Origin of the sequence: Streptomyces sp. NBC_00358, assembly GCF_036099295.1 — a bacterium.
In the GTDB taxonomy this organism is placed as follows: domain Bacteria; phylum Actinomycetota; class Actinomycetes; order Streptomycetales; family Streptomycetaceae; genus Streptomyces.
This window is the reverse complement of record NZ_CP107976.1, coordinates 3,418,632-3,437,815: the sequence shown is the minus strand read 5'-3', so window position 1 is coordinate 3,437,815 and position 19,184 is coordinate 3,418,632. Positions and strand designations below refer to the sequence as shown.

At 72.1% G+C, this 19,184-nt stretch carries 23 protein-coding genes and 1 pseudogene; 13 read left to right on the top strand and 11 right to left on the bottom strand.

Annotation, left to right across the window (positions count from 1 at the left end):
- The first annotated feature begins 45 nt into the window (after positions 1-45).
- Entirely contained in the window at positions 46-1,641 is a 1,596-nt protein-coding gene (locus OHT01_RS14225) for a Na+/H+ antiporter (RefSeq protein ID WP_328553518.1), read from the top strand.
- Here OHT01_RS14225 and OHT01_RS14220 read toward each other — a convergent pair.
- The 3 genes from OHT01_RS14220 to OHT01_RS14210 all read right to left on the bottom strand — a co-directional run bounded on the left by OHT01_RS14220 (position 1,623) and on the right by OHT01_RS14210 (position 3,720).
- Positions 1,623-2,537 (bottom strand): 1-aminocyclopropane-1-carboxylate deaminase/D-cysteine desulfhydrase, encoded by a 915-nt coding sequence (locus OHT01_RS14220; RefSeq protein WP_328558116.1) that lies wholly within the window; start codon positions 2,535-2,537, stop codon positions 1,623-1,625. The two genes, OHT01_RS14225 and OHT01_RS14220, sit on opposite strands and share 19 nt — an antisense overlap.
- A 223-nt stretch (positions 2,538-2,760) precedes the next feature.
- A complete protein-coding gene (locus OHT01_RS14215) occupies positions 2,761-3,351 on the bottom strand; it encodes an N-acetylmuramoyl-L-alanine amidase (protein WP_328553517.1) in 591 nt (196 codons plus the stop codon).
- Between the two features lie 135 nt (positions 3,352-3,486).
- Positions 3,487-3,720 carry a hypothetical protein gene (locus tag OHT01_RS14210; RefSeq protein WP_328553516.1) on the bottom strand — a complete coding sequence of 78 codons (234 nt, stop codon included), beginning with the start codon at positions 3,718-3,720 and terminating at the stop codon, positions 3,487-3,489.
- Between the two features lie 257 nt (positions 3,721-3,977).
- Between OHT01_RS14210 and OHT01_RS14205 the strand changes: the two genes are divergently transcribed.
- The 6 genes from OHT01_RS14205 to OHT01_RS14180 all read left to right on the top strand — a co-directional run bounded on the left by OHT01_RS14205 (position 3,978) and on the right by OHT01_RS14180 (position 10,039).
- Entirely contained in the window at positions 3,978-5,384 is a 1,407-nt protein-coding gene (locus OHT01_RS14205; protein ID WP_328553515.1) for a family 2B encapsulin nanocompartment shell protein, read from the top strand.
- A 127-nt stretch (positions 5,385-5,511) separates the two neighbouring features.
- Positions 5,512-6,651 (top strand): family 2 encapsulin nanocompartment cargo protein polyprenyl transferase, encoded by a 1,140-nt coding sequence (locus OHT01_RS14200; protein ID WP_328553514.1) that lies wholly within the window; start codon positions 5,512-5,514, stop codon positions 6,649-6,651.
- 290 nt (positions 6,652-6,941) lie between these two features.
- On the top strand, positions 6,942-7,598 hold the full coding sequence (locus tag OHT01_RS14195) for a GNAT family N-acetyltransferase (protein WP_328553513.1): 657 nt from the start codon (positions 6,942-6,944) through the stop codon (positions 7,596-7,598).
- Positions 7,599-7,673: 75 nt separating this feature from the next.
- Entirely contained in the window at positions 7,674-7,892 is a 219-nt protein-coding gene (locus tag OHT01_RS14190) for a hypothetical protein (RefSeq protein WP_328553512.1), read from the top strand.
- 117 nt (positions 7,893-8,009) lie between these two features.
- On the top strand, positions 8,010-8,423 hold the full coding sequence (locus OHT01_RS14185; RefSeq protein ID WP_328553511.1) for a YciI family protein: 414 nt from the start codon (positions 8,010-8,012) through the stop codon (positions 8,421-8,423).
- A 17-nt stretch (positions 8,424-8,440) separates the two neighbouring features.
- Positions 8,441-10,039 carry a DUF952 domain-containing protein gene (locus OHT01_RS14180; RefSeq protein WP_443043392.1) on the top strand — a complete coding sequence of 533 codons (1,599 nt, stop codon included), beginning with the start codon at positions 8,441-8,443 and terminating at the stop codon, positions 10,037-10,039.
- On the opposite strand, the gene OHT01_RS14170 is transcribed toward OHT01_RS14180, so the two are convergent.
- The 5 genes from OHT01_RS14170 to OHT01_RS14150 form a co-directional block, all read right to left on the bottom strand.
- Positions 10,036-10,791, bottom strand: coding sequence for a VOC family protein (locus OHT01_RS14170; RefSeq protein ID WP_328553510.1), 756 nt, complete (start codon positions 10,789-10,791; stop codon positions 10,036-10,038). The two genes, OHT01_RS14180 and OHT01_RS14170, sit on opposite strands and share 4 nt — an antisense overlap.
- Positions 10,788-11,660: a hypothetical protein gene (locus OHT01_RS14165; protein WP_328553509.1), complete on the bottom strand. Its 873-nt coding sequence runs from the start codon at positions 11,658-11,660 to the stop codon at positions 10,788-10,790. Before OHT01_RS14165 ends, OHT01_RS14170 begins: the two co-directional genes overlap by 4 nt.
- Before the next feature lie 210 nt (positions 11,661-11,870).
- On the bottom strand, positions 11,871-12,290 hold the full coding sequence (locus OHT01_RS14160; RefSeq protein WP_328553508.1) for a VOC family protein: 420 nt from the start codon (positions 12,288-12,290) through the stop codon (positions 11,871-11,873).
- Positions 12,291-12,354: 64 nt separating this feature from the next.
- Entirely contained in the window at positions 12,355-12,735 is a 381-nt protein-coding gene (locus OHT01_RS14155) for a helix-turn-helix transcriptional regulator (protein ID WP_328558114.1), read from the bottom strand.
- Between the two features lie 149 nt (positions 12,736-12,884).
- Positions 12,885-13,298, bottom strand: coding sequence for an SHOCT domain-containing protein (locus OHT01_RS14150; protein ID WP_328553507.1), 414 nt, complete (start codon positions 13,296-13,298; stop codon positions 12,885-12,887).
- Between the two features lie 260 nt (positions 13,299-13,558).
- Between OHT01_RS14150 and OHT01_RS14145 the strand changes: the two genes are divergently transcribed.
- Entirely contained in the window at positions 13,559-13,792 is a 234-nt protein-coding gene (locus OHT01_RS14145) for a hypothetical protein (RefSeq protein WP_328553506.1), read from the top strand.
- Positions 13,793-13,958: 166 nt separating this feature from the next.
- Here the strand turns inward: OHT01_RS14145 and OHT01_RS14140 are convergent, their stop codons facing one another.
- Positions 13,959-15,299 carry a DUF2254 family protein gene (locus tag OHT01_RS14140; protein WP_328553505.1) on the bottom strand — a complete coding sequence of 447 codons (1,341 nt, stop codon included), beginning with the start codon at positions 15,297-15,299 and terminating at the stop codon, positions 13,959-13,961.
- Between the two features lie 327 nt (positions 15,300-15,626).
- Here OHT01_RS14140 and OHT01_RS14135 point away from each other — a divergent pair, with 327 nt between their 5' ends.
- Positions 15,627-15,824 carry a hypothetical protein gene (locus tag OHT01_RS14135; RefSeq protein ID WP_328553504.1) on the top strand — a complete coding sequence of 66 codons (198 nt, stop codon included), beginning with the start codon at positions 15,627-15,629 and terminating at the stop codon, positions 15,822-15,824.
- A gap of 178 nt (positions 15,825-16,002) precedes the next feature.
- Here OHT01_RS14135 and sodN read toward each other — a convergent pair whose 3' ends face one another.
- The gene (gene sodN / locus OHT01_RS14130) at positions 16,003-16,398 is read right to left on the bottom strand and encodes a superoxide dismutase, Ni (RefSeq protein WP_053662116.1); all 396 of its coding nucleotides are present in this window, start codon (positions 16,396-16,398) and stop codon (positions 16,003-16,005) included.
- 145 nt (positions 16,399-16,543) lie between these two features.
- Between sodN and sodX the strand changes: the two genes are divergently transcribed.
- The gene (gene sodX, locus OHT01_RS14125) at positions 16,544-16,978 is read left to right on the top strand and encodes a nickel-type superoxide dismutase maturation protease (RefSeq protein ID WP_328553503.1); all 435 of its coding nucleotides are present in this window, start codon (positions 16,544-16,546) and stop codon (positions 16,976-16,978) included.
- Here the strand turns inward: sodX and OHT01_RS14120 are convergent.
- Positions 16,882-17,511: a CGNR zinc finger domain-containing protein gene (locus OHT01_RS14120; RefSeq protein WP_328553502.1), complete on the bottom strand. Its 630-nt coding sequence runs from the start codon at positions 17,509-17,511 to the stop codon at positions 16,882-16,884. The two genes, sodX and OHT01_RS14120, sit on opposite strands and share 97 nt — an antisense overlap.
- 100 nt (positions 17,512-17,611) lie before the next feature.
- Here OHT01_RS14120 and OHT01_RS14115 point away from each other — a divergent pair, with 100 nt between their 5' ends.
- The 3 genes and pseudogenes from OHT01_RS14115 (at position 17,612) to OHT01_RS14105 (ending at position 19,180) form a co-directional block, all read left to right on the top strand.
- Positions 17,612-18,370 carry a class I SAM-dependent methyltransferase gene (locus OHT01_RS14115; protein ID WP_328553501.1) on the top strand — a complete coding sequence of 253 codons (759 nt, stop codon included), beginning with the start codon at positions 17,612-17,614 and terminating at the stop codon, positions 18,368-18,370.
- 126 nt (positions 18,371-18,496) lie between these two features.
- Positions 18,497-18,777, top strand: a pseudogene (locus OHT01_RS14110) (sigma factor); the annotation flags it as partial.
- A 7-nt stretch (positions 18,778-18,784) separates the two neighbouring features.
- On the top strand, positions 18,785-19,180 hold the full coding sequence (locus tag OHT01_RS14105; RefSeq protein ID WP_328558433.1) for a hypothetical protein: 396 nt from the start codon (positions 18,785-18,787) through the stop codon (positions 19,178-19,180).
- Positions 19,181-19,184 lie beyond the last annotated feature (4 nt).

Genomic DNA, 19,184 nt, shown 5'->3' with positions numbered 1-19,184 from the left:
GGGCGTGCGGGATGCCGCGCGGAAAATGAGGGCGGGCGGAAGACGATGGATGTGTTGCCACTGCTGTTGCTGGTCGCGGGGAGCGCGGCGGTCGCCGGGGCCGCCCGCCGCACTCCGGTACCGGCACCCCTGCTGATCGTCGCGGTCGCCCTGCTGATCTCGTACGTACCCGGGGTGCCCGCGTACGAACTGGACCCCGACGTGGTGCTCCCGCTGGTGCTGCCCCCGCTGCTGTACACGGCGGCCACCGACAGCTCCTACCTCGACCTCAGGGCCCAGTTGAGGCCCGTCGCGCTGCTCTCCGTCGGGTACGTCCTCTTCGCGACCCTGGTGGTCGGCTGGGCCGCGTATCTGCTCGTACCGGGCCTGCCGCTGCCTGCCGCGCTGGTGCTCGGGGCCGTGGTGGCGCCGCCGGACGCGGTCGCGGCGACGGCCGTGGCGCGCCGGGTGGGGCTGCCCTCGCGGATCACCACGATCCTGCAGGGCGAGTCCCTGGTGAACGACGCGACCGCGATCACCGCGTACAAGGTGGCCCTCGCGGCGGCGGTGGGCGAGGGCGCGACCTGGGCGGGCGGCGTCCGTGAGTTCCTGCTCGCCGCCGTCGGCGGGGTGGTCGTCGGGCTCGTCCTGATGATCCCCATCCACTGGCTGCGCACCCACATGAACGAGGCGCTCCTGCAGAACACCCTCTCCCTGCTGATCCCCTTCGTCGCCTACGGCATCGCCGAGCAGTTCAACGCCTCCGGGGTGCTCGCGGTGGTCGTCGTCGCGCTCTACCTCGGACACCGCTCCTGGGAGGTGGACTTCGCGACCCGGCTCCAGGAGGAGGCGGTCTGGAAGATGGTCGCGTTCGTCCTGGAGTCCGCTGTGTTCGCGCTCATCGGACTCCAACTGCCGGTCGTCCTGAAGGGCCTCGGTGCCTACGCGGGCGCGAGCGCCGCCTGGTACGCCCTCGCCCTCTTCCTCGTCGTCGTGGCGACCCGCTTCGTGTGGGTGTTCCCCGCCACCTTCCTGCCCCGCCTGCTGTCGGCGCGCATCCGCGAACGCGAGGACAACCCGACCTGGAAGGGGCCCTTCATCATCGGCTGGGCCGGCATGCGCGGTGTCGTCTCGCTCGCCATCGCCTTCTCCATCCCGCTCACCGTGCACGGAGGCGAGGCCTTCCCCGACCGCAACCTGATCCTGTTCCTGACCTTCACCACCGTCATCGGCACCCTCGTCGTGCAGGGCCTGACGCTGCCCCCGCTGATCCGGCTGCTGAGACTGCCGGGACGCGACACACAGGCCGAGACGCTCGCCGAGGCCAACGCCCAGGCGCAGGCCTCCCGTGCCGCCGAGGAGCGTCTCGACGAACTCCTCGCCGACGAGCGCAACGCCCTGCCCCCGCCGCTCGCCGAGCGCCTGCGCACGGTCATGGAGCGGCGCCGCAACGCCGTCTGGGAGCGGCTCGGCGCGGTCAACCCGGTCACCGGCGAGACCGCGGACGACACCTACCGCCGCCTGTCCCGCGAGATGATCGGCACCGAGCGCGATGTCTTCGTGAAGCTGCGCGACCACCGCTACATCGACGACGAGATGCTGCGCACCCTGCTGCGCCGGCTGGACCTGGAGGAGGCGGCGGCCTACCGGGAGGCCGCCTGAGGTCCGGTCTCCGCCGCGGGGAACGGCGCCCCGGTGATCACCGCCGCCACCGTCGTGCCGCGCGGGAACGCGCCCTCCTCCGCGAGGGCGACAAGTCCGTAGAGCATCTTGGCGACATAGAGACGTTCCACGGGCAGCCCGTGGCGCTGCTCGAAGTCCTCGGCGAAGGCGTCGAGTTCGGCGGTGGTACGGGCGTAGCCGCCGAAGTGGAAGCGGTCGTCCAGGGACCAGGCGCCGCGCCGGGAACCGAACGCGGCCGTCTGCAGGGCCTCCGTCCCGGCGTCGAGGAAGCCGCCCCGCAGGACCGGGACGCCGAGAGCGCGCTGACCGGGGGCGAGGCCAGCGGCCAGCCCGGCGAGGGTGCCGCCGGTGCCGCACGCGAGGGCGGCCACGTCGATACCTCCGTGGTCCCGCAGTTCCTCGCCGAGCGCCCGGCAGCCGCGTACGGCGAGGGTGTTGCTGCCGCCCTCGGGCACCACGTACGCGTCCTCGGTACCCGTCGCGCGCAGGATCCCGGCCAGTGTCCGCGGGTCCGTCTTGTGGCGGTAGGTCGATCTGTCGACGAAGTGAAGGCGCATGCCGTCGGCCGCGCAGCGGGCCAGCGAGGGGTTGAGGGGGCGGTGCGCCAGCTCCTGGCCGCGGACCACGCCGAGGGTGGGCAGGCCCAGCAGGCGGCCCGCGGCGGCGGTGGCGCGCAGATGGTTCGAGTACGCCCCGCCGAAGGTGACCAGGGTGCGGCCCGCCGCCGCTTCGAGGTTCGGCGCCAGCTTGCGCCACTTGTTGCCGATCAGCTCCGGGTGGATCAGATCGTCCCGCTTCAGCACCAGCCGGACGCCATGACGGGCGAACCGCCCGTCCACGACCTCCCGCAGCGGCGACGGGACACGCGGCCGCAGACCGGGCGGACCGACGGGTCCGAGCGGGTCGGCGCGGCCAGGGGCTCCGGGCGCTCCGGGGGCGGCCGCGGCGGCACGGTCCGGGGTGTCGGGGCCGGTGTTGTCCGGGGCGGTGGGACTGGGCACCCGTTCATTGTCGGACACCTGTCCGGGGACGGCCGGACGCGGGGTCCGTGCCGCCCGCCCGTCCCCGCCCGTCCCCGTCGGCCCTCGGGGACTCAGCTCACTTCAGCAGCTCGCGGACCCGCCCCCGCAGGAAGTCCATCGTGAATCCGCGCGGGTCCACCTTTCCCGGCTGCCACTCCAGGTGCCCGATGACCGACCGCTCCGTCCACCCGTGGAACCGGCAGATCGCGGCGGAGACCTTGGCGATGGCAACGAGCTGGGCCTCGGGCCACGGGTCCTTGCCGTTGCCGAGGTTCTCGCACTCGAAGCCGTAGAAGTGGCGGTTGCCGTCGGTGTTCGCCTCGTTGTCGTGCGGAAGCGCCTTCTCGGCGATCACGGCGCGCAGCACGTCGTCGTCGCCGAGGCCCGCGTGGTTGGCGCGGCCGTAGCCGACCAGATGGAGGACGCCGTCCTTCGTGATGACACCGTGGCACAGCGGTCCGGGCAGGTCCTCGCGGCCCTGGCGGCAGAGTCCGACCGTCAGCTCGGTCCCCGAGGTCACCGTGTGGTGGATCATCACCCCGTGCACCGGGCCCCAGGGGCCCTTGTGATTGCGGTTGTGGTGCTCCCAGTCGCCGACCTCGACGACATGGACGCCTTCCTCCCTGATCCGGTCCAGGAAACTGCCCGCGGACATGGGCGATGCCATGGCCGACTCCTTCGCGCTGTACGTCGGCCACCGGTCGTGCCCGTCTCGTACCGCAGCTTCTATAGCCGGCCGGGCTGCCGGACCCACTCGTTCGCACAGCGTGCGAGCCGATCCGGTCAGCCCCGGAGGAACCGGTCAGGAACGGAGGAAAGCGTCCCCGTGGGAGGCGATGTGGCTCTCCAGCGCCTGAAGCGCCTGCCGGGTCGCCTCGGGGGAGCCGCTCCCGCGCCGCTCCGCGTAGTACGCGGCGCCGAGTCTCTTCAGGAGGTCGCCACCCGCCCGCTGCGCCTGTACGTCGTCCAGCTTCTGCTTGCCCTGCGTGAGGCCACGCTGCGCCTGCTCTTTCGCGCGGTCCAGGAAGCCTGCCACTGCTGTCTCCCGTCGTCGTCCGTCGACGGAGCGAACGGACGGCGGGATCGCGTAGTTCCCCGGGGCGACGGGCCCACGGGCCGACGGGCCGACCGGGCCCCGGGGCGACGGTCCGGGGTGGCCCGGCCCGTCGGAATCGCCCTCTCTGCCCATGTCCGGAGTGATCCATTCCCCCTCATTCGTGTAATAGCACCAGCACGCTCCGTGATGGAAGGCTTGCTCCCGAAGATCAGTGCACGACCGGGAGGGCAATTTTCATGTCGGTAGGCGAAGAGGTCCGCGCGGAGCAGAACCGTCCGCAGCAGAGTCTCGGCACATCAGCCGCGCGGAACCTGGCCACCACCACCAAGTCCGCGCCACAGATGCAGGAGATCAGCTCGCGGTGGCTGCTGCGCATGCTTCCGTGGGTGAACGTGCAAGGTGGCACGTACCGCGTGAACCGGCGGCTCAGCTACTCCGTGGGCGACGGCCGGGTGACGTTCGTCAAGACCGGCGACCGCGTCCAGGTCATCCCCGCGGAGCTCGGGGAACTGTCCGTGCTGCGGTCGTACGAGGATCACGACGTGCTGGGCGAACTCGCCCAGCGGTGCCAGCAGCGGGAGTTCGCCCCGGGAGAGGTGCTGGCCTCCTTCGGCAGCCGGGCCGAGGAGGTGTTCCTGCTGGCGCACGGCAAGGTCGAGAAGATCGGTACCGGTCCCTACGGGGGCGACGCGGTGCTCGGTGTCCTCGCCGACGGCGCGTACTTCGGGGAGCAGGCGCTCATCGACCCGGAGGCCATCTGGGAGTACACGGCCCGCGCGGTGACAGCGGTCACCGTGCTTGCGCTGCCCCGCCAGGACCTCGAACAGGTGGCGGAGCGCGCCGAGTCCCTGAGCGCCCATCTGCAGGAACTGCGCGCGATTCCGTCGCAGCGCACCAACAAGTACGGCGAGAAGGAGATCGACCTCGCGGCCGGCCACACCGGGGAGCAGGACATCCCGGGCACCTTCGTGGACTACGACGCCAGCCCGCGCGAGTACGAACTGAGCATCGCCCAGACCGTCCTGCGCCTGCACACGCGCGTGGCCGACCTCTACAACCAGCCGATGAACCAGACCGAGCAGCAGTTGCGGCTCACCGTGGAGGCGCTGAAGGAGCGCCAGGAGCACGAGCTCATCAACAACCGCGAGTTCGGCATGCTGAACAACTGCGAGTACGACCAGCGGCTCCAGCCGCACGACGGCGTACCGAGCCCCGACGACATGGACGAGCTGCTCAGCCGTCGGCGCGGAACCAAGCTGTTCCTCGCCCACCCGCGCGCGATCTCCGCGTTCGGCCGCGAGCTGAACAAGCGCGGACTCGTCCCCGAGAGCATCGAGGTGGCGGGCAACCGCATCCCGACCTGGCGCGGGGTGCCGATCTTCCCGTGCAACAAGATCCCGGTCAGCGACGCCCGTACGACCTCGATCATCGCCATGCGCACCGGCGAGGCCGAGCAGGGAGTGGTCGGGCTCCAGCAGGCGGGCATCCCGGACGAGATCGAGCCGAGCCTGTCGGTGCGCTTCATGGGAATCAACGAACAGGCGATCATCTCCTACCTGGTGACGGCGTACTACTCGGCCGCGGTGCTCGTGCCGGACGCCCTCGGCATCCTGGAGAACGTCGAGATCGGCCGGTGGCGGTGACGATCCGCGCGGCGGAGCCCGTCGCGCTCGCGCCCCTCGGGGCCGGGCCGCGACGGGGGCACCCGCCCGGCCGCCGTTCGGGCGCCGTCGTCGGCCGGCCCTCCGACGCGATCGCGCGGGTGAACGCATGACGACGGAGACGCGGCAGGGTCCGGCCGGAATTCCCGACAGGCGGCGTCCGGCCGGCATCCCGGACCGGCGAGGTCACGGCGGGAGACCCCTGGAACGGCAGGGCGCCCCGGACCCGCCCGACGCGCAGGAGGCCGCGGTCATCCTGGAGCGGGCGCGGTCGTGGGTCGACCCCGAACTGCGCCGGGCCATCGACTCGTTGCCGGGTTCGATGCGCCGGATCGCGCTGTACCACTTCGGCTGGGAGCAGGCGGACGGCACCCCGGCGGCGCGGAACGCGGGCAAGGCCATCCGGCCCGCGCTCGTGCTCACCGCGGTGCAGGCGCTCGGCGGGCAGCACGCGACGGCCGTACGGGCGGCCGCCGCGGTGGAGCTGATCCACAACTTCACTCTGCTGCACGACGACGTGATGGACCGGGACACCACCCGAAGACACCGTCCCACCGCGTGGACCGTGTTCGGCGACGCCGACGCGATCCTCGCCGGGGACGCCCTGCAGGCACTGGCCCAGCGACTGCTCGCCGAGGACCCGCACCGCGCGTCCTCGGCGGCCGCCGCGCGGCTCGCCGGCTGCGTCGTCGAACTGTGCGCCGGACAGCACACGGACACGGCCATGGAGAAGCTCAGCCCGCACGAGGTCACCCTCGACGAGTGCCTCGCCATGGCCGAGGCGAAGACGGGCGCGCTGCTCGGCAGCGCCTGCGCCATCGGCGGGCTGTACGCGGGAGCGGACGCCCAGGACGTCGAGGCGCTCGACGCGTTCGGCCGGGCGGCCGGGCTCGCCTTCCAGCTCATCGACGATGTGATCGGGATCTGGGGCGACCCGGCCCGCACCGGCAAACCGGCCGGGGCGGACCTCGCCGTCCGCAAGAAGTCGCTGCCCGTGGTCGCCGCGCTCACCTCGGGCACCCCGGCGGCCGCGGAGCTGGCCGAACTGTACGCGGCGCCGTACCGGGAAGGGGAGTTGGAGCGCACGGTGCTGGCCGTCGAGCGGGCGGGCGGTCGCGACTGGGCACAGGCCGAGGCGGCCGACCGGATGTCCCGCGCGATGCACGAACTGTCCCGCGCGGTACCCGATCCAGAGGCGGCGGGCGGCCTGCTCGCGCTGGCCGAGTTCGTCACCCGCCGAAGCAACTGACCGGCCCCGTCGGCCGGTCGGCGACCCCGGAGCCCCGGAGCCCCGGAGCCCCGGAGCCCCGGAGCCCAGGCACCGTACGGCACCTGACATCCGTACGATGCACGGCTCCGGAGAGCGGGCCCTGCACATCCCCACGGCGTGCGGGGCCCGCACCCACACCGGACACCAGGCCCGCCCGGGGCATGGGCATCCCGCCCCTCCGGTACCCGGGAGCGATGTGCAGGCTCCCGGGCGTAATAGGCTCAACCGCCGTACGGTCAAGGCTGGTTGGGCGAAGGGCGGGGCTGGTCATGGGTGTGGCGATCAGGGTGGCGGGCGAGAGGGACCGGGAGCTGGTCGTCCGGCTGCTGGACGAGGCGTTCCAGGACGATCCGGTGAGCACCTGGGTCTTCCCGGACCCGGCGCACCGCCGCGTGACGCATCCCGGGCTGATGGCCGCGTTCACCGACGTGGTGCTCGCCGAGGGGCGCATCGACCTGGCCGAGGACGGTTCGGCGTGCGCCCTGTGGCTGTCCGTCCCCGCCGGGAACCACGACGGCGAGGGCCAGGACGCAGGCGGGGCTGACGACGAGGACGGCCCCGCGCAGTTGCGCGCGGCGGTCGACCCCGACAACGAACGGGTCGAGCTGATCGGCCGGCTGACGGCCGACGTCCACCCGGAGGGACGCGCCCACGAATACCTGTGGATGATCGCGGTGGCGCCGGAGCGCCAGGGCGAGGGGCTCGGCGGCGCACTGATCGAGGCGGTCCTCGACCGCTGCGACCGCGAGGGCCGGGCCGCCTACCTGGAGGCGAGCAACGCCCGCAGCCGCGCGCTGTACGAACGGCTCGGCTTCGCGCTCGCGGGACACCCCCTCGACCTGCCGGACGGTCCGCGGATGTGGCCGATGTGGCGCGAGCCGCGTCCGGGGCGAGGGATCCGGACCGGGCCCCGGACCGAGGCCTGAGGGCTGCCCCGTGGTCAGGGTCGGGGGCCCGGCGTACAACAGGAAGCGCCGAGTCCGCCGCCCTACCCTGAAGGCATGGGCACCGACGAGCATGCATGTCCCGAATGCGGGCAACCGGTCGCCACGACGGTGCACCGGTACAAGACCCTGGGCGCCTGGGTACCCAGATGGGGCCCCGGACCCTGCCGGAACCCGGAATGCGCCGCGTACGCCGACGAGCCCGGGCACGCACGGGGGCACATCCAGGGACACGGGGGCGATCTGCCCGAGGAGCCCGCCGCCGAGAAATCCTGACGCACCGGACGCCGCCGCGCACAGATGTGTAGAGAAACGCCGGCCGGCTCCGACGTCCCCTGTGAGAGCCGCCCACCACGGGTGGTCCGAACCGAGGAAAGCCGAAGGAGCGGACTCATGAAGTACCTGGTGATGGTGCAGGGCACGCAGGCCGACTACGAGGGCATGCGAGGCAAGGCGTCCGGGCGCGCGCCGGCCTGGAACGAGACGGAGCTGCAGGCCATGTACGCCTACATGGGCGCGATCAGCGACGACCTCTCCGAATCCGGGGAGCTGGTCGACGCGCAGGGGCTGACCGATCCCGCCCAGACCCGCCTGGTGGCCCGCGGCCCGGACGGCAAGGCCGTGATCACCGACGGCCCGTACAGCGAGACCAAGGAGCTGATGGCCGGCTACTGGGTGGTCGACTGCGCGAGCCTGGAACGGGTCACCGAGATCGCCGAACGCGTCACCCGCTGCCCGGGCCCCGACGGGCTCACCGAGTACCCGGTGGTCATCCGGCGCATCCAGGACGACGCCCGGGACCTCTGAGCCGGAACGGAGCCGGATTGCGAGGCACGACCGAGGTCGAGGACCTGCTGCGCCGCCACGCGCCGCAGGTCCTCGGCGCGCTCGTCCGCCGCTACGGGCACTTCGACGCCGCCGAGGACGCCACGCAGGAGGCACTGCTCGCGGCCGCCGCGCAGTGGCCCGCGAAGGGTGTGCCGGACAACCCGCGCGGATGGCTGATCAAGGTCGCCTCGCGGCGGCTCGTGGACACCCTGCGGGCGGAGGAGGCGCGGCGGCTGCGGGAGGAGAAGGCGGCGGCACTGGCACCGAGGGACACGTTCACGGCGCCACCCCCGGGCGCGGACCGCGCCCCGTCCGAGGACGACACGCTCTCCCTCCTCTTCCTGTGCTGCCACCCCGATCTGACGCAGTCCGCGCAGATCGCGCTCACCCTGCGCGCGGTGGGCGGTCTGACGACGGCGGAGATCGCGCGGGCGTATCTCGTGCCCGAGGCGACGATGGCGCAGCGGATCAGCCGGGCCAAGCAGCGGATCCGCGGCGTCGGTTTCGGCCGCCCCGACCACTGGGAGGAACGGCTTCCCGCCGTCCTGCACACCCTCTACCTGATCTTCAACGAGGGCTACACGGCCACCTCCGGCACGGCACTGCAACGCGTCGAACTCGCCGGTGAGGCCATCCGGTTGACGCGCACGGTCCACCGCCTGCTGCCCGAGGACGGCGAGGTGGCCGGCCTGCTCGCGCTGATGCTGCTGACCGACGCCCGGCGCGCCGCGCGGACCGGGCCGCACGGGGAACTCGTTCCCCTCGACGAGCAGGACCGCGGCCGCTGGGACCGCGCGGCGATCGGGGAGGGCGTCGCCCTGGTGACCAAGGCGCTGGCGCGGGGCCCCGCGGGCCCCTACCGGCTCCGGGCCGCCATCGCGGCCGTCCACGACGAGGCGGCCTCGCCCCGGGAGACGGACTGGACCGAGATCCTCGGCCTGTACGACGTCCTCGTCCGCCGGGTCCCCGGCCCCGTCGAGCGCCTCAACCGCACGGTCGCCGTGGCCATGGTGCACGGCCCGCACGCCGCCCTCGCCGAACTCGACCGCCTGGAGGGCCCGTCGGCCGCCGGGCACCGGCTGGACGCGGTCCGCGGACATCTGCTGGAGCGCGCCGGTGATCCGGCAGGAGCGCGGAGCGCCTACGCATCGGCGGCCGGAAAGACCCTCAGCCTCCCCGAACGACGCTACCTGGAGGCGCGAGCGGCCCGGCTGGGCCCTAGCGTTGCCCCCATGCCCGAACCCCTGCTGCACATCACCGAGCGCTCCGTGTGGGACGCGGCCCGCTCCTCCGGTTCCTTCGAGATGTCCACCCGTGGCCGGACCCTCCGGGAAGAGGGCTTCATCCACTGCTCGCTGCGCCACCAACTCCCCGCGGTGGCAGCCATGTTGTACGGCACCTACGCCGGGCCCGACGAGCTCGTGGTGCTGGTCGTCGACCCCGAACGGCTCACGGCGCCGGTCCGCTTCGAGGCGATGAAGCCAGGCGGCGAGGAGTTCCCGCACATCTACGGACCGATCCCGGCGGACGCCGTCGTGGACGTGGAGGTCTGGGAGCAGGGCGGGGCCGCGACCGGCCGACCGGACACGGCCTAGGGCAGGCTGCCCGTCACGGGATCGCGGCCGGTCAGGCAGTAGGTGCCGCCGACGGGGTCCCGCATCACCGTCCAGCGCGCACCCCGGCCGACCGTTGTCGCTCCGAGGGCTTCGTGACCCTCCCGGACCGCCTCGACGTCCGAGCAGGCGAGGTCCAGGTGGGCGGAGGCGGGGCGGTCGGTGCCGAGGCGCTGCAGCAGGATGCGCAGCGGCAGCCCGGCGGGCGGCCTGATCAGGTGGAACTCCGGGAGGGCGCCGGGGTGGGACTCCCACCCGGTGAGCTCGCTCCAGAAGGTGATCTCGGCGGCGTGCGCGCCCGGTGCCAGGTCGATGCTCACCTGGTCGAGCCGGCTCGTCGTACCGCCCGGTCCCTCGACCACCGGGGGCCGCGCGGACTCCCCGTTCCAGGGCACCGCGCAGAACAACTGCCCTCCGGGGGACCGCAGTACGGCCCATCCGTCGTGCCCCGAGACGACATCGGCACCCAGCCGCAGCGCCGACTCCACCAGGGCCGGCACGTCCTCCACGGACAGGTCGAGATGTGCGCCCCCGGCGCCGTCCCCGACGCCCTGCGCCTTCACGTACGGATCCCCCGCGCCGGGCAGCAGCGTCACGAACTCGCCCTGTACACCGCGTGGTTCGGAGACCTTCGTGCCGGTGACCGCCGTCCAGAAGCCGAGGGCCGGCCCGAGATCCGCCGTCGGCCGGTCGACGAAGACATGGGTCCACCGGATGACCGGTCGTGTCGTCATAGGGACTCTCCCGGCAGGACGGCCGGTACGGCTCGTACCGGCTCCTCGGCGATCAGGGCGTGCAACGACGTCTTCATCCGCGCGACGAAGGCGTCCCGGACCTCGGGGGTCAGGACGTCCAGCGAGAGATACGGGTTGAGGTCCTCCAACTCGACGAGAAGCAGCTCACCGTCGGGGGCCCGGCAGGCGTCCACGCGCTGGATGCCGTACGCGATGTCGTTCCAGTCGACGAAGCGCTGCGCGAACTCCCGGTCCTCCGCGGTCGGTTCGTACGGCTCCAGGGCCCATCGGCGCTCCGGGTCGGGCGCGTACAGGGCGTACTGGAGGGTGTCGTCGACGAAGTAGAACGACACCTCGTAGCGGAAGTCGATGCGGGGCTGGACGAGGATGTCGCCGAACGGCAGCCCGGCGAGGTCCTCGCGCGGCACGAACTCCAGGCCGATGGAGTCCGCGCCCTGCTTCGGCTTCACGGCGTACAGGCCGGCCTCGGGCAGCCGGTCGAGGTCCGGGGCGCTGTCCACGGTCGGGATGACCGGGAACCCGGCGGCGGTCAGCTCCAGCAGGTATCCCTTGCCGGCCATGTCCCCCTTGCCCGAAAGCTGGTTGTAGACCCGGACCCCCGCCGCGAGCGCGCGCTCCCGGAAGGCGTCGTACGCGGCCTGGTAGTGCAGGACCGGCCCGCTGTTGCGTACGACCACGGCGTCGAAGCCGGTCATCAGCGCGGCCGCGTCCAGCGGGTGGCACAGGGCGATGTCGAACTCCTCGCGCAGCCGCGAGGTCAGGATGATGTCCTCGTCGCAGTACCGCCGCCCCTTGGCGGGATAGGCCAGGTCGCTGACGAACAGGACGCGGGGGCGCGCGGACGGCACGGGTGACTCCTCGAAGGTGCTCGGACGGTTTCCCGCCGCGGGCGATCAGGCCCGCGGTACACGGACGTAGTGTCCCTCCCGCCCGGCCCCGGCCGCCCGTCGCCCCCGCCCGGAGTCCTCGCGCTCGACCGGGAACGGCGGCCGGCCCGCGCCTCGGGCGGAGCGCCGAACCGGGCGGGCGCCGGCGCGTCGAGCCGGGGGCGGGCACGGTCAGTCGGTGGCGCGCTTCTGGCCGAAGCGCAGGAGGTTGCCCGCCGGGTCGCGGAAGGCGCAGTCCCGCACGCCGTACGGCTGGTCCGCGGGCTCCTGCAGAACCTCGGCGCCCGAGGCGCGGACGCGCTCGAAGAGCTCGTCGCAGTCGGTCGTCGAGAAGATCACACCACGCAGCATCCCCTTGGCCAGCAGTTCGGCCATGGCCTGCTTGTCCGCGGGCGAGGCGTCCGGGTCGGCCGCCGGGGGCTCCAGGACGATCTCCACGTCCGGCTGGAGCGGCGAGCCGACGGTGACCCACCGCATTCCCTCGAACCCGACGTCGCCCCGGACCTCCAGGCCCAGTACGTCACGGTAGAAGGCGAGCGCCTTGTCGTGGTCGTCGACGGAGATGAAGCACTGGGAGAGTTTCAGATCCATGCGTCCAACCTAAGGGCTGCCCGGCGGCTCGCGCTTCCGTGCCGTGCGACCCGGACGGCAGCCGCTAGAGACGTGTGCCGGGCTCCGCCTCCGGATTGCGGTGGCGGGCCGGACGGGTCAGGCGGCGGGTCACGCAGGACGGGATCGGGGCACCGTGGTCGTGCGGGCGGGCCCGGTACGCGCTCGGGGTCTCACCCACCAGCTCCGTGAACCGTGAGCTGAACGAACCGAGCGAGGTGCAGCCGACCGCGAAGCACACCTCGGTCACCGTCAAGTCGCCGCCCCGCAGGAGAGCCTTCGCGCGTTCGATCCGGCGGGTCATCAGATAGGTGTACGGCGTCTCGCCGAACGCCTCCCTGAAGCTCCGCTGGAAATGGCCGGGCGACATCAGCGCGGTGCGCGCGAGCGTGGCCATGTCCCACGGCTCCGCGTACTCGCGGTTCATCCGGTCGCGCGCCTGCCGCAACCGGACCAGATCTTCGAGGGGTCTGGAGTTTCCCACCACCCCAGAATGGCACACGGCCGGCCGTCCCCCGGGGGATCACTGGCCCGGGGGACGGCGGCGGTCGTGGGGGTGCGGGGGTGTTCGTGCCGTCAGGCGGCGAGGACCTTGGCCTTGGCCTGCTCGAACTCCTCGGCCGTGATGTGACCGTGGCTCTTGAGGTCCGCGAGCTTGGCCAGTTCGTCGGCCTTGCCGGAGGTCCCGGCGGTCTCGCGGATGTAGGAGTTCATGTCCTCCTGGTTCTTCTGGATGCGCTTCATCTCGCGCTCACCCATTCCGCGACCCCGTGCGATCAGGTACACGAAGATGCCCAGGAAGGGCAGGATGACGACGAAGACGCACCAGCCCGACTTGCCCCAGCCGCTCAGCGCGTCATCGCGGAAGATGTCCCCGATGACGCGGAAGAGCAGCATGAACCAGAGGATCCAGAGGAAGAACCACATCGTGGTCCAGAAGACGTTCAGCAGGGGGTAGTCCGCTGCCAGATTGAGCGTCGAGCCGTTCATGGTCGAACTCCTGTCGGTTGTGCGACATCTCCGCGAGCGTTGCCTTGGTGTCGGGCGGATCGAACTGTCGCCGGGCGCCGGGTCGCGATCTCGGGGATTCCGTCCAGGCCGGTCCGGCGGGAGCCGCGGACGGTCGGCAGGGCCTGACGGTTCGGTGCGCAGAGCGCGGTGCTGGGGCGGACGGTACGGCGGGGTCCGCCGGTGGACAGATGCTCGAAGGCGGGGGGCGGGCAGGGCCCCCCGAACACACGGGGCGCGCCGTGACGACGTGGTCCGGCGTGACCGGTGCGATCGGTGCGACGTTCTCGGCGCCGTCGGGGGGCGACGGCTGCATCGACGGCGCGGGCCGCGGGGACCCGGTCGGCCACGGTGCCGCGAAGGACGGTTCGGTGTCCTTCACGGCGTGGCGGACGGGCCCGGAGCACGGCACACCCGGCGCGGGCCGGTTCTGCCGCTGGATGCAGGCCATGAGCGATGCCCTCTCTGACGCGTGACGTCTTGCCTCGGCTCCAGAGTGCGGTCACCCCCCGCCCCACCGGATCACCCCCCGCGGGTGAGCTCGCGAACCCTCCACGAGGACTTCGCGGACACCGCCCACGGCCAGTGGGTCGGTCCCCCGGAGGCCGACGGAACGTCTGTGCGCCGTCCCCACGGCCGCTCTCACGCTCGCTCCTCGCGTTCCCGCGGCTCCCCGTGCCCGTCGCGCCGGTGATGGCCCTCGCCCTCCTTCGCGAGGGCGTCCCGGAGGCCGGGGAACCGGGTGCCGAGTTCCTCGTCCACCCAGGTCAGCCGCCTGGTGAGGGGCGCCCCGCCGTGTGTCCCGCGCAGGTTCTCCAGGAGTGTCCGGAGGCGGATCAGGACCATCGGGGAGTTCCGGGCTGCCGGGATCACGTCGTCGAGAGCGGTCCGCAGGAAGTCGTCCCAGCCCGGCAGCGGGACGACCACGCGCAAGGCGCCCCCGCGGTCGGCGACCTCGCGGGACCGGGCCCGCGCCGGGACCGGCCGGCCCAGCAGATCCTCCACGGCGTCCAGTGCCTGGACCGCCGTGGCGGGGTCGTTGACCGCTGGGGACAGCGCCCTGAGCGCGATGTCGGCGAGCAGCCGGAAGGCGAGTCCCGGGTCCTGGTCGAAGACCCGTTCGGCGCCGGTCTCCAGGCCGCGCAGCACGGCGGAGGCGGCCAGTTCACCGCCGTACACCTCGGCGACGGCGGTGCCGTGCTGCACGGTGGTCCCGGGGGTCACCCGGAGCACGACGACCGCGTCCGCCGCCCGGGCCGCGCCCGCCAGCAGGCTCTCGTCCACGCGTTGCAGCACTGCGGCGCCGCCCGGCCATCGGACCGTCGCCCGCGGCCCGCCCGGCCCGCCCGGCCCGTCCGGCCCGTCCGGCTCGGACAGGTCTCCCGAGTCTCCCGCCTCTCCCGCGTTGCCCGGGTCTCGCCGGGCGTCCGGGTAGAGGGCGTCGAGGTTGCGCCGGCCCCGTTCCGTGACGGAGCCGAGTACCGGGGCCAGTTGGATCGCGGAGACGGCCTGCAGCAGGAGGTTGCGCAGCAGCGTCAACAGCAGGAGCAGCAGGACGCCCGCGCTGATCGGCACGACCACCGAGACCTCGTCGCGGTTGGCGATGGTCAGGGCCGCCGTGGCGCAGAAGACGGTCAGCCCGACGGCGAAGGCGAACGTCCGCCACACGATCGGCGCGTCCCGGAAAAGGGTGAGCCGCGGGGTGAAGGTGGTGGCCGCCCACTGCACCACCAGGAACAGCACGGAGAAGATGACGGTGGCCGCGCCGAGCACCCCGAAGCCCGTCGCGAGCAGCATCTCGGCCACCTGGCGGGAGGGCAGCACGGGTCCACGGGTGAACTCCGGGACGAGCAGGCCGAGGCCCAGTCCGACGGCGATGAACAGCAGTTGGAGGAGACCCGCGCGCAACCGCCGCCGACGGCGGAACGCGGCGTGGCCGGTGCGGACGGACGTACCCCGGCCGGCTCCCGCGAGAGCGTTCATCGGACATCCTCCGAGGCGGTCCCGGGGCCGGCGGAACGCGGACCCGCCTCCCCAGGTTCGCCGCCCGCGCGACCACCCGCATCACCCGTCGAAGGTGAGCCCCGCGCGGGGAGAGGGGCCCGCTCACCCTTTTTTCGGCCTTTTTCGGCGCCCGGAGGGCGAAGCGCCGGGGCACGGGTGGAAGGTGGAGGGGCGAGGGTGTGAGCGGAACCGTTCCGAGCTGGGTGGATGTCGCCCGCACCGGGGGATGCCACATCGGTGCGCGGGACCGACGATGGCAGGGCATCTCAGCGGACCCCGCGCCCCGGCCCCGAGGGAAGTGCTCGTATGCGTTACGAATTCCGCATCGCCGGCCTTGTTTCGGACACGCTCGCCACGGCCTTCGCCGAACTCGACAGGGTGCGTACGAAGGAGCAGACCCTGTTCTTCGGCACCGTGATCGACGACGCCCATCTGTACGGACTGCTCACCCGGTTCCAGGCGCTGGGCCTGCGTGTGATCGAGATGCGCCAGCTACCCGTATGAGAGCTGTGCCGACCCGTGGAAACCAGGGCCGCAGAACGCGGGCCCGCGGAAGGACGGCCCCTGGAAAGCAGTACGCACCCGGACCGTCGGGACGCCGGGAACGGCGGCCCGCGGACCGGGTGCGGACAAGCAGGCGGCGCGATCCGCGACAACGCGGGTCGGCCGGCCCGGACGAAGGTCAGGCCTTCTTGGTCTCCCAGAAGATCTTGTCGATCTGGGCGATGTAGTCCAGCGCCTTCTGGCCCGTCGCCGGGTCGGTGGACGCCTTCGCGGCCGAGAGGGCCTTGAGGGTGTCGTTGACCAGCTGGTGCAGCTCCGGGTACTTCTCGAAGTGCGGGGGCTTGAAGTAGTCGCTCCAGAGCACCGACACGTGGTGCTTGGCGAGCTCGGCGCGCTGCTCCTTGATGACGGTGGCGCGAGCCTGGAAATGCGGGTCGTCGTTGCCGGCCATCTTGTCCTGCACGGCCTTCACCGACTCCGCCTCGATGCGGGCCTGGGCCGGGTCGTACACGCCGCAGGGCAGGTCGCAGTGCGCGCTGACCTTGACCTTGGGGGCAAACAGGCGGGAGAGCATTGAGCTGTCCTTCCTCGTGATCGTCTTCTCAGGTGGGACATTACTCCGTAGGAGAGGCGTTTTCGCGAGTGCCCCCATGGGCTTAGGACAAAAGTCCAGGGTGAAACTGGGACTGGTGGAGGATAGGACCGGGGAGGTGCCGGTGATGCCGGAGCTGTCGCAGGAGACCGAGCGGGGGAAGGCCCTGCTGCCGTTCGGGGCGGCGGAGGTGACGGGCCCTTCCATGGTGCCCACGCTCCAGCACGGGGATCGGCTCGTCGTCCAGTGGGGCGCGAGGGTGGGGCCGGGTGACGTCGTCGTCCTGCGGCATCCGTTCCAGCAGGACCTGCTCGTCGTGAAGCGGATCGCGGAGCGGCGTGACGGCGGCTGGTGGGTGCTCGGGGACAACGCGTTCGCGGGCGGGGACAGCACCGACTACGGAACCGTTCCCGAGGAACTCGTCCTCGGGAAGGTGCGGTTCCGCTTCCGGCCGCCGAAGGCGGGTCAGCGTTCGCCGTTCGCCGTCGCCCGCTGGGTGCTGGTGGCGGCCAGGCCGGTGCTTCCCGTCCGGTCCGCCTCCAGGCGCTTGCGGGCGCGGTAGGCCGCGACGTTGGCGCGGGTCGCGCAGCGGTCCGAGCAGTAGCGCCGGGAGCGGTTGGTCGAGGTGTCCAGGTAGGCGTTGCGGCACGGCGCGGCCTCGCACAGGCCCAGGCGGTCCACGCCGTACTCGGTCAGATGGAAGGCCAGGCCCATCGCCGCGATCGCCGCGTAGCCCGCGGTCGCGTTCGACGGGTGGTCCGCCAGATGCATGTGCCACAGCGGCCGGTCGTCGTCGTCGCGGTGGTCGTGGCCCGAGATCTGCGGGCTCACCGGGAATTCGAGGAGCAGCGAGTTCAGCAGGTCCACCGCGAGGGTCTCCTCGCCGCTGTCCGCCGCCTCGAAGACCGCCCGCAGTCGCCCCCGTACCGAACGGAAGCGGGTGACGTCCGCCTCCGCGGCGCGACGGGCCGCCGAGGCGTTGCCCCCGAACAGGTCGCGGACGGCCTCGACCGAGGTCAGCGCGTCCTTGCCCCGGGCCGGTTCCTCGGTGTTGACGAGACGGACGGCGTAATCCGAGTAATAGGCCAATTCCACTTGTAGTCCTTACGGAGGCACTCTATCGTCGGGACGGCGGTCAGGTAACAGACGATCGCGCTTACAGGGTATTACGTGGTCGACTGGAGGAGGGGCTCTCATGGCCATCGGCACCGGAACCGACTGGAACGCCTGGCAGCGGAGCTGGGACCGGCAGCAGGAGTTCTACATGCCGGATCGCGAGGACCGCTTCCGCGTCATGCTCGACATGACCGAGGCGCTCGCCGGACCCGCGCCCCGCGTCCTCGACCTGGCCTGCGGCACCGGCACGATCACCGCCCGGCTGCTCGACCGCCTCCCCGGGGCCACCAGCACCGGCGTCGACCTCGACCCCGCCCTCCTGGCCATCGCCGAGGGCACCTTCGCCGGCGACGACCGGGTCACCCTCGTCACCGCCGACCTGACGGACCCGAAGTGGCGCACCGCGCTGCCGTACGACACGTACGACGCCGTGCTGACCGCCACCGCCCTGCACTGGCTGCACAGCGAACCGCTGGCCGCCCTCTACGGTCAGATCGCCGAACTCGTGCGCGACGGTGGTGTGTTCATGAACGCCGACCACATGACCGACGAGTCGACGCCCCGAATCAACGCCGCCGAGCGCGCCCAGCGGCACGCCCGTATGGACCTGGCGGGCAAGGACGGCGCCCTCGACTGGGCCGAATGGTGGGAGGTGGCCGCCCAGGACCCCGTCCTCGCCGGACCGACCGCCCGCCGCTTCGAGATCTACGGCGAGCACGCCGACGGGGACACCCCCTCCGCCGACTGGCACGCGCGCACGCTGCGCGAGCGGGGCTTCGCGGAGGCCCGCCCGGTGTGGTGCTCGCCCTCGGACACGCTGGTGCTCGCGGTCAAGTAGGCCACCCGAAGGCTGTGTTGAGGCGGTACGGGAAATCCGTACCGCCTCCACCGCGTCCTGTGGCACCTCCCACCGCACTGGAAGGGTGAGACGGTCCGCGAGCGCGGGCCGGGGAAGGGGGGCGGGATGACGCACGGCGAGGAAGCCGCTCTGCACGCTTTCGTGGAGGGTAGACGGCTGGCGCTGTTCTGCTGGGGGTGCCCCCTGCTCGAGCGAAGCCGAGAGCTTGGGGGAGCCCATCTGCGTGCGGCAATCGCGACGAGGCGGAGGACCTCGTTCAGACGACGCTGGTGAAGGTCGTCCTCGGCGCGCGCCGGCACGGACGCCTCGAAAACCTCGAGGCCTACGCGCGCAAGACGCTGGTCAACACCTTCATCTCCGCCCGCCGCCGGTTCTGGCGGCGCGAGCACGTACGTGATCACCGCGTCCGAGTTCGCGGTGAAGATGGGCGGCAAGGGTCTGGAGAGCCCCTGCAAGGACGGGGGTGTCGGCTGCACCACCCAGAAGCTGTCCGACGGCAGCCTTCTCGGTGTCTGGGAGACACCCCGTCCGATCCCGCGCTGCACCCGATTCCGGTCGCGGGGCGGGAGTTCGACGCCCGCCTTCAGCTCAAGGACGGCAGGGCTCTTTCCATCCGGCACCGGCTTCCAGGGCAAGGGCCGGCTCGGCCACCTGCTCAAGACCCCACCGCTGACCCGGGCCCAGCTGACCAAGCTGATCCAGAACCCGGCACTGCGCCAGCGGGAGGGGTATGAGGAAGGGGCGGTACGGGAGACCCGTACCGCCCCTTGGATGCTTTACTTTTTGTGAAATT

Bases quoted from the DNA above. Each gene is read 5' to 3' on its own strand.
- OHT01_RS14115 (WP_328553501.1), top strand. From the start codon at position 17,612: ATGGCCATCGGCACCGGAACCGACTGGAACGCCTGGCAGCGGAGCTGG.
- OHT01_RS14140 (WP_328553505.1), bottom strand. From the start codon at position 15,299: ATGAACGCTCTCGCGGGAGCCGGCCGGGGTACGTCCGTCCGCACCGGC.
- sodX (WP_328553503.1), top strand. From the start codon at position 16,544: ATGCCGGAGCTGTCGCAGGAGACCGAGCGGGGGAAGGCCCTGCTGCCG.
- OHT01_RS14190 (WP_328553512.1), top strand. From the start codon at position 7,674: ATGGGCACCGACGAGCATGCATGTCCCGAATGCGGGCAACCGGTCGCC.
- OHT01_RS14195 (WP_328553513.1), top strand. From the start codon at position 6,942: ATGGGTGTGGCGATCAGGGTGGCGGGCGAGAGGGACCGGGAGCTGGTC.
- OHT01_RS14215 (WP_328553517.1), bottom strand. From the start codon at position 3,351: ATGGCATCGCCCATGTCCGCGGGCAGTTTCCTGGACCGGATCAGGGAG.
- OHT01_RS14205 (WP_328553515.1), top strand. From the start codon at position 3,978: ATGTCGGTAGGCGAAGAGGTCCGCGCGGAGCAGAACCGTCCGCAGCAG.
- sodN (WP_053662116.1), bottom strand. From the start codon at position 16,398: ATGCTCTCCCGCCTGTTTGCCCCCAAGGTCAAGGTCAGCGCGCACTGC.
- OHT01_RS14170 (WP_328553510.1), bottom strand. From the start codon at position 10,791: ATGACGACACGACCGGTCATCCGGTGGACCCATGTCTTCGTCGACCGG.
- OHT01_RS14150 (WP_328553507.1), bottom strand. From the start codon at position 13,298: ATGAACGGCTCGACGCTCAATCTGGCAGCGGACTACCCCCTGCTGAAC.
- OHT01_RS14200 (WP_328553514.1), top strand. From the start codon at position 5,512: ATGACGACGGAGACGCGGCAGGGTCCGGCCGGAATTCCCGACAGGCGG.
- OHT01_RS14160 (WP_328553508.1), bottom strand. From the start codon at position 12,290: ATGGATCTGAAACTCTCCCAGTGCTTCATCTCCGTCGACGACCACGAC.
- OHT01_RS14155 (WP_328558114.1), bottom strand. From the start codon at position 12,735: ATGAACCGCGAGTACGCGGAGCCGTGGGACATGGCCACGCTCGCGCGC.
- OHT01_RS14225 (WP_328553518.1), top strand. From the start codon at position 46: ATGGATGTGTTGCCACTGCTGTTGCTGGTCGCGGGGAGCGCGGCGGTC.
- OHT01_RS14185 (WP_328553511.1), top strand. From the start codon at position 8,010: ATGAAGTACCTGGTGATGGTGCAGGGCACGCAGGCCGACTACGAGGGC.
- OHT01_RS14135 (WP_328553504.1), top strand. From the start codon at position 15,627: ATGCGTTACGAATTCCGCATCGCCGGCCTTGTTTCGGACACGCTCGCC.